This window comes from Labrys sp. E2SS-1L, assembly GCF_057073705.1.
Map to the genome: position 1 here is coordinate 1,382,479 of NZ_CP172712.1, position 14,310 is coordinate 1,396,788.

13 protein-coding genes are annotated in these 14,310 nt (G+C 64.8%); 6 read left to right on the top strand and 7 right to left on the bottom strand.

The features are described 5' to 3' along the window. Positions 1-2 precede the first annotated feature (2 nt). Both ACIGJE_RS06285 and ACIGJE_RS06290 read right to left on the bottom strand, forming a co-directional pair. Positions 3-1,745 (bottom strand): stimulus-sensing domain-containing protein, encoded by a 1,743-nt coding sequence (locus tag ACIGJE_RS06285; RefSeq protein WP_311937911.1) that lies wholly within the window; start codon positions 1,743-1,745, stop codon positions 3-5. A gap of 130 nt (positions 1,746-1,875) precedes the next feature. Further along, complete coding sequence (locus ACIGJE_RS06290) at positions 1,876-2,574, bottom strand: response regulator transcription factor (protein ID WP_149253366.1); 699 nt, start codon at positions 2,572-2,574, stop codon at positions 1,876-1,878. A gap of 201 nt (positions 2,575-2,775) precedes the next feature. On the opposite strand from ACIGJE_RS06290, the gene ACIGJE_RS06295 reads away from it, so the two are divergent. Further along, a complete protein-coding gene (locus ACIGJE_RS06295; protein WP_394312536.1) occupies positions 2,776-3,552 on the top strand; it encodes a HugZ family pyridoxamine 5'-phosphate oxidase in 777 nt (258 codons plus the stop codon). 87 nt (positions 3,553-3,639) lie between these two features. On the opposite strand, the gene ACIGJE_RS06300 is transcribed toward ACIGJE_RS06295, so the two are convergent. Continuing rightward, the gene (locus ACIGJE_RS06300) at positions 3,640-4,461 is read right to left on the bottom strand and encodes an alpha/beta fold hydrolase (RefSeq protein WP_311937916.1); all 822 of its coding nucleotides are present in this window, start codon (positions 4,459-4,461) and stop codon (positions 3,640-3,642) included. A gap of 128 nt (positions 4,462-4,589) precedes the next feature. On the opposite strand from ACIGJE_RS06300, the gene ACIGJE_RS06305 reads away from it, so the two are divergent. Beyond that, complete coding sequence (locus ACIGJE_RS06305) at positions 4,590-5,600, top strand: GlxA family transcriptional regulator (protein ID WP_311937918.1); 1,011 nt, start codon at positions 4,590-4,592, stop codon at positions 5,598-5,600. A 31-nt stretch (positions 5,601-5,631) separates the two neighbouring features. On the opposite strand, the gene ACIGJE_RS06310 is transcribed toward ACIGJE_RS06305, so the two are convergent. The 4 genes from ACIGJE_RS06310 to ACIGJE_RS06325 form a co-directional block, all read right to left on the bottom strand. Beyond that, positions 5,632-6,873, bottom strand: a complete 1,242-nt coding sequence (locus ACIGJE_RS06310; RefSeq protein WP_376717690.1) for an MFS transporter — start codon at positions 6,871-6,873, stop codon at positions 5,632-5,634. A 341-nt stretch (positions 6,874-7,214) separates the two neighbouring features. After that, positions 7,215-8,573, bottom strand: coding sequence for a hypothetical protein (locus ACIGJE_RS06315; protein WP_415082625.1), 1,359 nt, complete (start codon positions 8,571-8,573; stop codon positions 7,215-7,217). A gap of 120 nt (positions 8,574-8,693) precedes the next feature. Continuing rightward, on the bottom strand, positions 8,694-9,113 hold the full coding sequence (locus tag ACIGJE_RS06320) for a RidA family protein (RefSeq protein ID WP_394312529.1): 420 nt from the start codon (positions 9,111-9,113) through the stop codon (positions 8,694-8,696). Between the two features lie 125 nt (positions 9,114-9,238). Beyond that, the gene (locus ACIGJE_RS06325; protein WP_415082627.1) at positions 9,239-9,934 is read right to left on the bottom strand and encodes an NUDIX hydrolase; all 696 of its coding nucleotides are present in this window, start codon (positions 9,932-9,934) and stop codon (positions 9,239-9,241) included. Positions 9,935-10,168: 234 nt separating this feature from the next. Between ACIGJE_RS06325 and ACIGJE_RS06330 the strand changes: the two genes are divergently transcribed. The 4 genes from ACIGJE_RS06330 to ACIGJE_RS06345 all read left to right on the top strand — a co-directional run bounded on the left by ACIGJE_RS06330 (position 10,169) and on the right by ACIGJE_RS06345 (position 14,155). Continuing rightward, positions 10,169-10,474, top strand: coding sequence for a hypothetical protein (locus ACIGJE_RS06330; RefSeq protein ID WP_415082629.1), 306 nt, complete (start codon positions 10,169-10,171; stop codon positions 10,472-10,474). 173 nt (positions 10,475-10,647) lie between these two features. Beyond that, on the top strand, positions 10,648-11,703 hold the full coding sequence (locus ACIGJE_RS06335; protein ID WP_483679579.1) for an SPFH domain-containing protein: 1,056 nt from the start codon (positions 10,648-10,650) through the stop codon (positions 11,701-11,703). Between the two features lie 188 nt (positions 11,704-11,891). Continuing rightward, positions 11,892-12,782 (top strand): diacylglycerol kinase catalytic domain-containing protein, encoded by an 891-nt coding sequence (locus ACIGJE_RS06340; protein ID WP_415082633.1) that lies wholly within the window; start codon positions 11,892-11,894, stop codon positions 12,780-12,782. A 185-nt stretch (positions 12,783-12,967) separates the two neighbouring features. Continuing rightward, complete coding sequence (locus ACIGJE_RS06345; RefSeq protein ID WP_415082635.1) at positions 12,968-14,155, top strand: pyridoxal phosphate-dependent aminotransferase; 1,188 nt, start codon at positions 12,968-12,970, stop codon at positions 14,153-14,155. The last annotated feature ends 155 nt before the right edge of the window (positions 14,156-14,310 follow it).

Sequence of the window (14,310 nt, forward strand, 5' to 3'; positions counted from 1 at the left end):
GCTTAGGCCTGCGCGGCCGGCAGGCGGGCGACGAAACGGGCGCCGAGCACCTTGTCGCCATCCTTGCGGTTCTCGACCCAGAGCTTGCCGCCATGGGCCTCGATGATCTGCTTGGAGATGGACAGGCCGAGGCCCGAATTCTGGCCGAAACCCTGTTCCTCGGGACGGTCGGTGTAGAAGCGCTCGAAGATCCGCTCGATGGCATGGTCCGGCACGCCCGGACCATCATCCTCCACCGCGATCTCGACGTCGTTCTTGTTCCGCCGCAATTCGACCCGCACCTCGCCGTCCCGGGGCGAGAAGGAGCGGGCATTGTCGACGAGATTGTTGATGACCTGGCCGAGCCTGGAATCATGGCCATTGATGAAAAGGGCTTGCGGCGGCAGGCCCGTGGGCATCGACAGGCGCACCTTGACCCCGTCCTCGCGCTCGACCGAGTTGAACACGCCGGTGAGGGCGGTGAGCAGCCTGGCGAGATCGACGGGCTCGGCGCCGGACCGCAACAGTTCGGCATCCAGGCGCGAGGCATCTGAAATGTCCGAGATCAGCCGGTCGAGCCGGCGGACATCGTGCTGGATCACTTCGAGCAGCCGGTTGCGCGAGGTGTCGTTGCGGGCGAGCGGCAGGGTCTCGACGGCCGAGCGCAGCGATGTCAGCGGGTTCTTGAGCTCATGGGCGACATCGGCCGCGAAGCTCTCGATCGCCTCGATCCGCTTGAACAATGCATTGGTCATGTCGCGCAGGGCGCCGGAAAGATGGCCGATCTCGTCGGAGCGCTCGGTGAAATCGGGGATTTCCTGGCGCGATTTCACGCCGTAGCGCACCCGCTCTGCCGCTCGCGCCAGCTGGCGGATCGGGCCGGCGATGGTGCTTGCCAACAGGATCGACAGGATCACCATCACCACCGCGGCGACGGCAAAGACCCGGAGGATGGCGAGGCGCTCGGCCGTCACGATCTCATCGATCTCGCCTGGGCGGGTCGACAGCAGCAGCACGCCCAGCACCGACTTGAAGCGCTGGATCGGCACGGCAACCGAGACGATGGATTCGTTCTGCTCGTTGATGCTCACCTGGGTGGAGGGAGCGCCGCTGAGCGCCGTTATCACTTCCGGATAGCCCTTGCCGTTCTGGTTGCCGAGCTCCTTGTAGAGCGGCGCGTCGGAACGGAAGAGATAGCGCTTGACCGTGTTCCAGACCCGTTCCGCCAGGTTCTGTTCCTGCTTGGGCTGCGGCAGGTCGGTGCGGACGATATCGGAATAGATGAACAGAGCCCTGGAATCGATCACCAGATTGCCGTCGCGATCATAGACCCGGGCGCGCAATTTCGTCGGCGAGATCAGGCGCCGCATCAGCGGCGCGACCTTTTCCGGATTGATCGGAAAGTCGAGCGAACTTGCGTCGTCGCTCTCGTCCTCGCCCGCCGCCTGCTGTTCCAGGAGTTTTTCCGGATCGATGCGGATCGAGCCGGTCTCGACGGAAGCCGAAGCGGCCACGGCGCTCGCCATGATTTCGCCCTGGGTGAGCAGGGCCTGCACACGCGCGTCGATCAGGCCTTCGCGGAACTGGTTGAGGTAGAAGATACCGACGACCAGGGCGACCAGGCCGGCCAGGTTCAGCACGACGATGCGCCGTGTCAGGCTGGAGAAGGTCTGCACGGTGATCGCGCGCAGGGCCAGCCGCAGGCGCCGCCGGATGATCGATCTCGACCTTGGGTGCTCGGATGGGGTCGCGCGCTCGGGGCTCATCGGGTCTGGTACGAAATTCTATCGAGAGGAGCGCGAGAGCCTGCTTCAGGGCATGAAGAAGGCGTCATTCCAGGGGATGGCCTTCCCCGCTGCGCGGAGAAGGTCTCCAGGTTGAGGCGGGAGGAAACCCTCACGCTTCCTTGAAGCGATAGCCGACACCATAGAGCGTTTCGATCATCTCGAAATCGTCGTCGGCCTGCTTGAACTTCTTGCGCAGGCGCTTGATGTGGCTGTCGATGGTGCGATCGTCGACATAGACCTGGTCGTCATAGGCCGCATCCATCAGGGCATTGCGGCTCTTGACCACGCCCGGGCGCTGGGCGAGGGCGTGCAGGATGAGGAACTCGGTGACGGTGAGCACCACCGCCTCGCCCTTCCAGGTGCAGGTGTGGCGTTCGGGATCCATGCGCAACAGGCCGCGTTCCAGGATCTTGGCGTCCGAAGCCTTGGCAGCGGCGGCATCCTTGGGCTGGAAACGGCGCAGCACCGCCTTCACGCGCTCCACCAGCAGGCGCTGCGAGAAGGGTTTGCGGATGAAATCGTCGGCGCCCATCTTCAGGCCGAACAATTCGTCGATCTCCTCGTCCTTGGAGGTGAGGAAGATCACCGGCAGCTCGGATTTCTGGCGCAGGCGGCGCAGCAGCTCCATGCCGTCCATGCGGGGCATCTTGATGTCGAAGATGGCGAGATCCGGCGGATTGGCCTTCAGACCGTCCAGCGCCGACATGCCGTCATTGTAGGTCTGGATGCGATAGCCTTCCGCCTCCAGCGCGATGGAAACCGAGGTCAGAATGTTGCGGTCGTCATCGACCAGCGCAATCGTCGGCATTGCAATCCTTTCATGACGCGGTGTAACCGCCAAAGGCTATTATGATGGTTTGCGCGGCAAATCACCATACTTGCCTTCGCATTCTACGCCTAAACCGGCGGAAGTGTGACAATTATCGGTTCAAAACGGTACTTCTTGTTGCCAATCGCCGGCAAAACGGCATTTTCAAACTGTTTCCATCCAAACGAGTCTTCCAGAGCGATGTCTTCGAGCGATACCACGCGTCTGCCCGGCCAGCCGGTTCCGGCGAACCAGCCTGCCGATTTCGAGCCCGTAGCGGAGGGCAAGGCCCTGCTCAGGCGCATCCGCGCCGGCGCGCTGGCGACACTTGATTCGAGCGATGGCTCTCCCTTTGCCAGCCTCGTCAATACAGCCACCGATTTCGATGGTGCGCCGCTGCTGCTACTCTCCCGGCTGGCAGCCCATCGCAGCAATATCGAGAAGGATGCGCGCATTTCCCTGCTGCTGAGCGAGGGCGGCAAGGGCGATCCGCTGGCCCATGCCCGCCTGACCGTGAAGGGCCTGGCTGAGATCGTCGAGGATGAAGATGCCAGGGCTCTCTGCAAGGCGCGCTTTCTGGCCAGGCATCCCAAATCGGCGCTTTACGCCGATTTCCCGGATTTCAGCTTTTTCCGCGTGGCGGTAAGCGGCGGGCATCTCAATGGCGGCTTTGCACGCGCTGCCCTGCTGTCGGCGGAGGAACTCCTTACCGACGTCAAGGGCGCGGAGGCCCTGCGCGCCGCGGAGGCCGGGGCGATCGAGCATATGAACGCTGATCATGCCGATGCCGTCAGGCTCTACGCCACCAAATTGCTCGGCGGCCGCGACGGCCCCTGGCGCATCAGCGGCATTGATCCCGAAGGCCTGGATCTGGCCTTTGCCGACGACACGCTGCGCCTCGTCTTCGACAAGCCGGTCCTGGACGCCACCGCCCTGCGACTGACGCTGGTACATCTGGCCGAGAAGGCGCGAGGCTGAGGCCGGCTATTCCGACCAAGACGGGTGAAGCGCGACAATCCCTCTCCCACCTGGGGAGAAGGATTGCTGCGTCTTTTCCTACTGACTTCAGCCCCTGATGAAGGCAAGCAGGTCGGCGTTGAACTGGTCCTGCTGCGTCAAGGTCAGGCCATGCGAGCCACCCGGATAGACCTTGAGGGTGGCGTTGGGGATGAGCTTGACCGACTGATGGGCGGAAGCGCCGATCGGCACGATCTGGTCGTCGTCGCCATGGATGATCAGGGTCGGTACGTCGATCTTCTTCAGATCCTCGGTGAAGTCGGTCTCCGAGAATTGCTTGATGCAGTCGAGCTGGCCCTTGAGGCCCCCCAGCATGCCTTGCAGCCAGAAGGATTCGCGCGCGCCTTCGGAAACCTTCGCGCCTGGGCGGTTGTAGCCGTAGAAGGGCAGGGTCAGGTCCTTGTAGAACTGCGAGCGGTCGTCGAAGGTGCCCTTGCGGATGCCGTCGAAGACTTCGAGCGGCAGGCCTCCGGGATTGGCGTCGGTCTTCAGCATCAAGGGCGGCACGGCGCCGACCAGGACAGCCTTGGCGACATGCTTGGTGCCGTGGCGTCCGAGATAGCGGGTAACTTCGCCGCCGCCGGTGGAGTGGCCGACGAGCACGGCATCCTTCAGGTTCAGTTCCTCGATCAGTTCGGCGAGGTCATCGGCATACTGGTCCATATGGTTGCCGTCCCAGGTCTGGGTCGAGCGGCCATGGCTGCGGCGATCATGCGCAATCACCCGGTAGCCATGCTGCCCGAGGAACACCATCTGGGCGTCCCAGGCATCGGCGCTCAGAGGCCAGCCATGGGAGAAGACCACGGGCTGCCCGCTGCCGAAATCGCGGTAGAAGATCTGGGTGCCGTCTTCGGTGGTGATCGTGCTCATCGTCGGTCTCCTGCTGGGTTGAAATGCGGGGCGCCTCGGAACGTGGCGGCCTGGTGAGACATTGAATACCGCGCCATGGGCGTGATACGGATTGGCGAAACTGACATTGTTCGGGGCAAAACTGACAAATGGCAATGGGTAGCACTCTACCTGAGATTGGCCTGCTGCTGTATCCTGGCGTGCGCACGGCCGCCGTCTACGGCATGGTCGATCTCTTCGACGCAGCCAATGACATCGCGCGCCGCCGGGCCGGCGATGCGGGTATCGGCATTCGGATCTCCCAGTGGAAGATCGCCGAGGGCGGCGGCATCGATTGCGTGGCGGACAGCCATGGTCCAGCCCCCCACAAGCCCGTGGCGATCGTTGCCCTGCCGGGGCTCGGCGATCTGCCGTCCCATGCGGTTTCCGCTCCTTTCGCCGCCTGGCTGCGCCAGCGCCATGACGAGGGGGCCATGCTGTGCTCGGTCTGCGCCGGCGCCTTCCTGCTCGCGGAAACCGGCCTGCTGACCGGACGGCTGGTCACCACGCATTGGAGCTTCGCCCAGGCCCTTTCCCAGCGCTTTCCCGATATCCTGATCGATACCGCCAAGATGATCGTCGACGATGGCGATATCATTACAGCCGGCGGCATCATGGCCTGGACGGACCTTGGCCTGACGCTGGTGGACAGGGTCCTGGGGCAGGAGGTCATGCTGGAGACGGCGCGTTTCCTGCTCGTCGACCCACCGGGGCGGGAGCAGCGCTATTATTCGAATTTCACGCCCAATCTGCGCCATGGCGACGAGGCCGTGCTCAAGGTGCAGCGCTGGCTGCAGGACCAGGAGGAGGCGGCGGAGGACATGCGTCCGGTTTCCCTGGCAGCCATGGCTGACAGGGCCGGCCTGGAGGAACGCACCTTCCTGCGCCGCTTCCACAAGGCGACGGGCCTGAAGCCGACCGAGTATTTCCAGCATATCCGTGTCAGCAGGGCCCGTTCCCTGCTGGAAACCACCAATCGCAATGTCGACCAGATCGCCTGGTCGGTCGGCTATGAGGATCCGGCGGCCTTCCGCAAGGTGTTCGCCAAGCTGATGGGGCTGTCGCCGCGCGACTACCGGCGTCGTTTCGGAGCCGGGCCGGCGATCGGGGCAGCGGCCTAAGCGGGCTCGCCGCAGCTCCAACCCGTCGCTCCTAACCCGCGACGGCGGCGGCTTCGGGCTCGCGCCTGTCGGCCCGCTCCAGGCCCCAGGACACCAGGAAGACCGCGAGGCCGGCCACGGCCAGCAGGGCGCCCACCCAGCCTGTCGAGGCCCAGCCGAAGCCGGCCGCGACGGCGACACCGCCGAGCCATGCGCCGAGGGCATTGGCGATGTTGAAGGCCGAATGGTTGAGCGCGGCCGCGAGCGTCTGGGCATCGCCGGCCACGTCCATCAGGCGGGTCTGGATCGCCGGGCAGATGGCGAAATTGCAGCCGATCAGGAAGATGCAGAGCGAGATCATCCAGGGATTGGATGCGGTGAGGCCATAGAGCGCCATCACCACGATCACCCAGACCAGCATGCCGCCGATGGTGGCCATCAGGGCGCGGTCGGCCAGCCAGGAACCGGCGATGTTGCCGACATTCATGCCGATGCCGAACAGCACAAGCGCCACCGGCACGAAAGCGGGCGAGAAGCCGCTGAGCTGGGTGAGGGTGGAGGCGACATAGGTGTAGACGGCGAACATGCCGCCCAGGCCGATGGCCGGGATCGCCAGGGTCAGCCAGACCTGCTTGCGCTTGAGGGCGCCGAGTTCACGCAGCGGGCTGGCGCCGGGCTTGACCTTGTCGAGCGGCATGAAGGCCAGGATCAGCGCGGCGGTAAGAGCGCCGATGGCGCCGACGGTCGCAAAGGCGAGGCGCCAGCCCAGGGTCTGGCCGAGCCAGGTGGCGAGGGGGGAGCCGACCAGCGTCGCGAGCGTGATTCCCATCATCACGCGCCCGACCGCCTGGGCGCGCCGATTGGGCTCGGCCATGCCGGCGGCGACCAGGAAGGAGACGCCGAAATAGGCGCCATGCGGCAGGCCCGCCAGGAAGCGGAAGCCGATCAGCTGGTAATAGCCGCCCGCCAGGGCGCTGGCGGCATTGGCCGCGGCGAACACCACCATCAGCCAGAGCAGCAAGGTGCGGCGCGCCATACGGGCCGAAAGCACGGCGATGACCGGCGCACCGACGACCACGCCGAGCGCATAGGCGCTGATCATGTGGCCGGCTTGCGGCTCGGTGACCAGGAGACCGTTGGCGACGTTGGGCAGGATGCCCATCGAGGCGAATTCGCCGGCGCCGACGCCGAAAGCGCCGACGGCAAGGGCGAACTCGATCCAGGCGGCGCGATGGCGATGGGAGGGGCTGTCGGCGTTGAGATCGGCGAGGGAAGCGGTGGCCGGATGGGTCACGGGAGGGCTTTCAGGGCGAATGGCGCGAAACAAACAAGATGAGAAACCTCACGGCGAGAGGCCGCAGGCTGGCAATGGCTTGAATCAACGATTTGGGAACGATGTATTGCACCGCAATATTGCTTCCGAAGGGGAAAATGTAAATCGGTTTACGTCTGCATTTCGGCATGGCTCGGGGCCGAGCTATGCCTGGGAAACGGACGTCTCGTCCGCGCTTGAAAATGCGGCGGTCCGGAAAGCTGGAGTTTCGGCCGCAGGAGCCTCTATCCGGGTTCTTCACGAGGTTGGCCTGGTGCCTTGTTTCCAAGGCCGAGCACGGCTGCCCGTGACCCTGATGCTGGCTAATAGGGCTTGGCAGCCACATAGCCATAATAGTTCATCAGGAAGTCATCCAGCGTGAGCGTTCCGCTCAAGGGCACCTCGCGATAGCCGTCGCCCCAGGTATAGATGTGGAACGTGACTTCGCCATTCTCCACCTTCATCTGCGATTGCAGCACGACCCAGTGATCGTCGCGAATGTCGGAGCTCTGGGTCTGATGGCCATCGACCATGTTGGAGCCGATGAGCAGGACGACATGGTAGCCCGCCGCGAGCAGGCGGTTCGCTTCCTTCATGTTGTCGGTGTCGCGCTGGTGGCGGAAGAAGTTCGCATCCTCCCGCACATCCGTGTAGCCGGCCTGGTCGAACCAGTAGGCCAGCTCCATCGGGGTCGTCATGCCCGAGAATCCGCCGTCGGTCGAATCGTAATGGATGGCCCAGTCGTTGGAGTTGCGGATGCTCGCCAGCGTCAGCCAGTCGACAGGGGCAATATCGGAGGACGAGGGGGCGGCATGGCGCAGATCGGCTTTCGGCTTGATCGGAAGTCTGTAGAGCACGCCCTCGCCCTTGTCGTACATGTCGCAGGCGTAGGCGGCATAGGTTCCCGGACGGTCGCGCAGGACATTGAAGACCAGAGCCGCTGGTCCGCACAAATTCGTCTGGTTCTGGTCGAGCGTGCCCGGATAGGCGACGCGGATGATGATGCCGATGCCGACTTCGTCCCGGTCGAGATTGGGCCATTGGCCGCGACCGAGCTTGCGCATGAAGTCGCAGGCACGGCCGACGGCATAGCTGCGCTGGACCGATGAGACGTCGAACGGCCATTTTGCGATCATCGTGCCGGCCAGGTCGACGAAGCGCTCCAGCATCGCCTTCGACCGCGGCATGATGGTGTTGGACTTCTCTGCGATCATCTTCAGGTCGGCGAGTTCGCTCTGCGTTACCCGGCCGTCCTGCAGGGTGGCGCGCAGGATCTCGACGACCTCGACATGGTTGAGATGGTGATCGTCGGCCAAGGCCGCGCGCAGGGCTTTCGGTACCGAGTTGCTCTGGAATACGCCCCAAGGCCCGGTCGGGGTGGCAGCCGGCGTCGGCGAGGGGCGTGAGGCGAGTTCCTCCAATTTGGCGATGGCTGCGCCGGTGGGCTCGATGAAACCTGTCTGGTGCGCCGGGAAGTATTTCTTCTGGAACGTGAGGATGGCACTGCACAGCGCGTCGCTGGCGATGCCGCCAACGACGCGGCCTGCAATACCGGCTTGGGCTCCGCCGTCAATCTTGGGAATGAGATTGAGGAGTGCGATGACGATCTGCTGGTCTTCGGCCCAGTTCTGGCACTGGGCGCCGGTCGAGGCGTGGCGACCTACGCGCGCACGGAGGGGCATGCGATCCTCCTTCTCGCGATCGGTACTGTCGTCTCGCGATGGATGTTCTCGGTTTGCCGACACTAGCGGTGTCCGGCGTTTTGAGTATCCACTGAATAGGGGGGACGCGTGACCCGCCCGTTATCGGCCTGTATCCGTGCTTCCCTTCTGCTCCGGCAGCACGGCGATGGCGTCGATCTCCACCAGGACGTCGGGGAGGAACAGCGAGGCGACGCCGACGAGAGAACTGGCCGGCGGCCGCTCCTTGCCGATCCAGCGATCACGCACCGCCCGGATCACAGGCAACTGGCTGGGATCGTAGTCTCGCACATAGATGGTCACCCGGGCCAGCGCGCTGAAATCGCCGCCGGCCGCCTGCAGGGTGGCGAGCAGGTTGGCGAAGACCTTGTCGAGCTGGGAGGCGAGGTCATCGCCGACGACCTTGCCCGTTTCGTCGAAGGGCACGTGGCCGGAAAGCAGCAGCAGCCGCCCGCTTTCGACCAGCATGGCCTGGGAAATGCCGGGAATGGCGGAGCCGGGCGGATTGATAGGGCGCAGCATGATGGTCTCCTTACTCTGTCGGTCTGTTTTCGCAGGCGATGATGACGCTGTCTCGACTGGAGCATTATCCAGGAAGGCTGGCAGGGTTCTTCTTGGCTAAGCATGAAGGAAGGAGAAAGGTTGGATCACACCGTCCTGTCGAATTCCGTCAGCGCCCGGCTGGCCAGCCGGTAGAGCTGCGCCGGGCGCTTGCGTTCGGCGGTGGCGCTCGCCTTGGCATCGATCTCCTCGAGAATCTGCATTTCCATCAGCTTGCGGCGGAAGGCGCTGTCGTTGAGCGGCGTGCCCATGGCCCTCTCATAGACGGCCTTGAGCTCGGGCAGGGTGAATTGCTCGCCGAGCAGGAAGGCCGGCAGGGTGGAATAACTCGCTTTCGAGCGCAGTCGCTCCAGGGCGGCGGCGATCAGCCTACCATGGTCGAAGGGCAGAGGCGGGCAATGGTCGGGATCGATGCGCTCGAAACGGGGAGCGCCGGCTGCCTCGGCGGCGGCAAGGCGCTCGTCCGGCACCAAAGCCAGATAGACGATGGCGATCGACCAGCCGCGCGGGTCGCGATCCGGGCCGCCAAAGCTGCGCACCTGTTCGAGATAGAGGCCATCGAGCCTGGCCTTGCTGGTCAGGATGCGCCGCGCCGACGCCTCGATGTCGGCATCCTCCTCCGGCCTGACATAGCCGCCGATCAGGGCGAGTTCGCCGGCATGGGGATCGTATTCGCGCCGTTGCAGGCAGAGCCGCAGGCCGTCTTCGTTCAAGGTGACGAGAACGATGTCGACCGTGGCGATCGGGCGCTGTTCAGGCCCGGCATAGGAAACGACAGGCATTTCGACATCCATAAACAGGGCAACGGTGGAACCCAGGGCACTCCCTGCCCGCGGTGCCAATTCCGTCAAATCGTCCTAGCACAGCCGGAAGCGGTGGCGAGATCAAGGCGCAAAATGCAATTTGTGATTTTATTGGCTGGCGCAGATGCCTTCCCGTCGCCGCCTGTTCGCTTGGGAACTGACCGATGGTGCGATCCGTGGTGAAACGGCATCCGATCCGGAGCAGAGGAAGACATGCGCTCGTTTCTGTCGTCTGCCTTGCTGGCCACCCTCGTCGCCGGCTGCGCGGCGCCGCAATCCACGGTCATCGTCAAGCCCTTCACCGGCCATGTGCCGAGGATACCCGGCAATTACGAAGCGGCGGCCGGATTGCCGGAACCTCCGCGGCCGGAGCCGGCACCACCTTCTTCCTCGAGTAGTTCCTTCGATCAGACAGGGAACTCGGTTGACGAAAATTATTGTGCCGGGGTCGTCACGCCCACGCATAGTTCCTATCGCTGGTGCAACAAGCACGGCTACCCGACCAAGGATAGGCGGTAGGGACGTCTGCCTCCCTCATTCCCGGTCGAGGCTGGTGCGCTCCGACCACCTGCATGTGCTGTTCGACACAGGGTCGATGTAAGTATGGCATAAATATACAAAATACAATTTGCACTTTGTAATTTAATAAATTAAAACGAGTTCAATCGATCTCGACAACGCAGGAGCCAGCCATGGCCACCATTCGCCGCTATCCCTTCTTCAGCCACGCCCGCGTCGAGGCCTCATCCTTCCTCGGCGTCTACCGTCGCGGCCGCCTCGCCCGGTCGGGCCGGGGCCAGGCCGTGTGGTTCTCGCCCCAGGGCAGCACCTCGCTGGTCGAGGTGCCGGCCGACGACCGCAACCATATCGTCGCCGTCACCGGTCGCACCGCCGATTTCCAGGCAGTGAGCGTGCAGGGGCTGGCGAGCTGGCGCGCCCAGGAGCCGGCGCTGCTGGCCGAGCGCATCGACTTCTCCGTCGACCTGCGCACCGGCGCCTATCGCGCCGATCCCTTGAGCCAGGTCGAGAACCTGATCGACGGGCTGGTGAAGACCGCGGTCGAGCGTTTCCTTTCCAGCCGCAGCATCGGTGTCGTGCTGGCCGAAGGCGTCGGCACATTGCTGGCCGAGGTGGAGCGGGATCTTGCCGCTACCGCCACGCTGTCGGCGATCGGCATTGCCCTCACCGGTATTCATTTGTCCGATCTCACGCCGGCACCGGAACTGGTGAGGGCCCTGCGCCAGCCGACGGCGGAAAAGCTGCAGCAGGCCGCCGACGAGGCGACCTTTGCCCGCCGCGCCGCCGCTGTCGAGAAGGAGGCCGCGATCGCCGAGAACGAGACCAAGGCCAAGATCCGGCTGGAGGAAGAGCGTGGGCGCCTGTTTGAGCGCGAGCGCGAAAACGAGCTCGCCCAGGCACGCACGGCTGTCGACAAGAACATGGTGGCGGCCGAGGGCGAGGCGACGGCCCGCGAGCTAACGGCGCGCAGCCAGGCTGTGACACGCGGTGTCGCCTCGGAGGCCGAAGCCGAAGCGATCCGCCGGCTCGACGAGGCCAAGCTCGCCGGCGAGCGTGTCCGTGCCGAGATCGCCAACACCCTGCCAGTGCTGATCCCGGTGGCCGAAGCCCTCAAGGAGGCCTTCGCCAATGCCAGGATCGGCACGCTCAATCTCGGCCCCGACGTGCTGGCCCAGCTCGGTACCGTGCTCGGCGCGGCCCTGGCCAAGGGCGAGGAGCAGGCAGGTTGAGTGGCATTTTTGCCTTCTCCCCTTGTGGGAGAAGGTGCCCCGAAGGGGCGGATGAGGGGTGGAGGCGCCTAGCCGACAAGGTCACGTTTCTCCCCCTCATCCCCCGCCGGGACCTCTAGTCAACTCAAGAGAGTTGACGACACCCGCAAGGGGAGAAGGAAACTATCCCGCGAACCCCGGAGCCCGCCATGTCCCTTCTCGCCCCCCGTGTCATCCTGGTCCGGCGCGAGACCGATCTCGACCGCATCCGGGCAAGCTACACCAGCGCTGCCGCTGCACGCTTCGTACTGGAGCGCAAGGGCCTGACGCTGGAAGCGGTGGAGGACACGCATCGGCGCTTTACCGAGGCTCTGCATCGCATCAGGGCCGCCATCCCGGCCGACTGGCGCCAGGCTACCATCCTGCGGGCCGATGTCGAACGTTTCGTCTTCGGTCCGGAGGATGTCGTGCTGGCAATCGGCCAGGATGGGCTGGTCGCCAATGTCGCCAAATATCTCGATGGTCAGGTCGTCATCGGCATCGATCCCTTTCCGGGGCAGAACGCTGGCGTCCTGGTGCGGTTCGGGGTGAGCGATACCGGCGACGCGTTGCAGGAGGCCGTGAAGGGCAGTATCCGCGTCGAGGAGCGCGTGATGGCGGAAGCGCGTCTCGACCAGGGCGAGCGATTGCTCGCCCTCAACGAGATCTTCGTGGGCCATGCCAGCCACCAGTCGGCACGCTACACATTGTCCTGCGGCGGCCAAAGCGAACGCCAGTCCTCTTCCGGCCTGATCGTCACCACCGGGACCGGTGCCACCGGCTGGGCGGCCTCGATCCTCAACGCCACCCATGCCAGCCTGGACCTCTCGCCGGTGCAGCCGCGCCTCGGCTTCCTGGTACGCGAGGCCTGGCCGAGCCCCGCCACCGGCACCGAGCTGGTACGGGGGCTGGTGGAGGAGGCGCCTGTCGTCGTGACCTCCGAAATGGATGGCGGCACCATCTTCGCCGATGGCATCGAAAGCGACCATCTCGCCTTCGACTGGGGCCGCCGTGTCGAGATCGCGCCCTCGGCGAGGCGGCTGAGGCTGGCCGTGCCGTGAGCCTTGGGCAAGGCCCTTGGAGCTGGCCCTTGGGGCAAGACGTCGCGGGGGTTACGCCGGATCGCGCGCCATGGTATCGGCTTGCTCATCTCATTCGGTGTCATCAACCATTCATCAGGTTGGCCTCGATGCGTCTCCTCCCCGAAACACCGACATCCCGGGAGGACAGTTCTTAGGAGTGTACCGTGCGCTTTGCTTCCGTGACCGATCGTTTGGCCGATTTGGGTGCGGCGAAATGGGCCGTGCATTTCGAAGCGCGCCGCCGTGTCGCGGCTGGCGAGCCGATCATCGAGCTCACCATCGGCGAGCCTGACACGCCGGCGCCGCAGGCCCTGATCGATACCGCCATCGCCAGCCTGCAGGCACGCCGCATCCGCTATTCGGGCGGGCGCGGCGAGCCATCCGTGCTGCAGGCCATCGCTGCCAAATATTCCAAGCGCACCGGTCGCACCATCACCACCGACAACACCGCCTATATGCCAGGCACCCAGACCGCCCTCTATGCCGCGCTCGCCGCCCTGGCCGAAGCCGGCAACGAGGTCCTGGTGGGCGATCCGCTCTATGCCACCTATGAAGGCGTGATCCGTGCCAGTGGTGCCGATATCGTGCTGGTGCCGCTCGACCCGGTCAATGGCTTCCATCTGCGTGCCGAGGACCTGGAAGCCCGCATCACGCCGCGTTCGCGCGTCCTGCTGCTCAACTCCCCGCACAATCCGACCGGTGCCACCCTGTCGCGCGAGGAAATCGCTGCCATCGTCGATGTCTGCCGGCGGCACGATCTGTGGATCGTCTCCGACGAAGTCTATGAGATGCTGTCCTATGGCGCCCCCTTCGCCTCGCCTTTCGACTTGGCCGAGGGGACCGAGCGTACCGTGGTGGTATCCTCGCTCTCCAAGTCGCATATGCTGCCGGGCATGCGCGCCGGCTGGTGCGTCGGGCCGGTGGAGTTCATCGAACGCCTGCTGCCGCTGTCGGAAATGATGCTGTTCGGCGGCCAGCCCTTCATCCAGGACATGGCGGCCTATGCGCTCAGCGAGACCTTCGCCGAATGCGCCGAGAGCGCCGAGAGCTTCCGCGTGCGGGCCGAGATCCTGCCGGAAATGCTCGCCAATGCGCCGGGCCTGCGTTGCCCGAAGCCGGAAGGCGGCATGTTCGCCATGGTCGACGTCTCCGGCACCGGCATTGACGGCGAGGCCTTTGCCTGGCGCCTGCTCGAAGAGGAGAAGGTCGCCGTCATGCCCGGCGCCTCCTTCGGCCAGCAGGCAGCGGGCCATGTGCGCGTCGCCCTCAGTTCCGATGCCTCGCAGTTGCGCGAAGCCGCCAGCCGCATGGTCAGCCTGGCGATCCGGCTGAGCCAGGGCAAGGCCGCCTGAGGCAAGATTTTCCTTCTCCCCTTGCGGGAGAAGGTGTCCCGAAGGGACGGATGAGGGGTCTTGCAACGCCAGCCGTATATGGCGTGCCACCCCTCATCCCCCTGCCGGGACCTTCTCCCGCAAGGGGAGAAGGGAGACGTGTCCTGCAAGACAAT

What these genes read in the sequence shown, in the direction of transcription:
- ACIGJE_RS06305 (WP_311937918.1), top strand. Translation starts at nt 4,590, where the DNA reads ATGGCAATGGGTAGCACTCTACCTGAGATTGGCCTGCTGCTGTATCCT.
- ACIGJE_RS06340 (WP_415082633.1), top strand. Translation starts at nt 11,892, where the DNA reads ATGTCCCTTCTCGCCCCCCGTGTCATCCTGGTCCGGCGCGAGACCGAT.
- ACIGJE_RS06300 (WP_311937916.1), bottom strand. Translation starts at nt 4,461, where the DNA reads ATGAGCACGATCACCACCGAAGACGGCACCCAGATCTTCTACCGCGAT.
- ACIGJE_RS06315 (WP_415082625.1), bottom strand. Translation starts at nt 8,573, where the DNA reads ATGCCCCTCCGTGCGCGCGTAGGTCGCCACGCCTCGACCGGCGCCCAG.
- ACIGJE_RS06320 (WP_394312529.1), bottom strand. Translation starts at nt 9,113, where the DNA reads ATGCTGCGCCCTATCAATCCGCCCGGCTCCGCCATTCCCGGCATTTCC.
- ACIGJE_RS06325 (WP_415082627.1), bottom strand. Translation starts at nt 9,934, where the DNA reads ATGCCTGTCGTTTCCTATGCCGGGCCTGAACAGCGCCCGATCGCCACG.
- ACIGJE_RS06330 (WP_415082629.1), top strand. Translation starts at nt 10,169, where the DNA reads ATGCGCTCGTTTCTGTCGTCTGCCTTGCTGGCCACCCTCGTCGCCGGC.
- ACIGJE_RS06285 (WP_311937911.1), bottom strand. Translation starts at nt 1,745, where the DNA reads ATGAGCCCCGAGCGCGCGACCCCATCCGAGCACCCAAGGTCGAGATCG.
- ACIGJE_RS06290 (WP_149253366.1), bottom strand. Translation starts at nt 2,574, where the DNA reads ATGCCGACGATTGCGCTGGTCGATGACGACCGCAACATTCTGACCTCG.
- ACIGJE_RS06335 (WP_483679579.1), top strand. Translation starts at nt 10,648, where the DNA reads ATGGCCACCATTCGCCGCTATCCCTTCTTCAGCCACGCCCGCGTCGAG.
- ACIGJE_RS06295 (WP_394312536.1), top strand. Translation starts at nt 2,776, where the DNA reads ATGTCTTCGAGCGATACCACGCGTCTGCCCGGCCAGCCGGTTCCGGCG.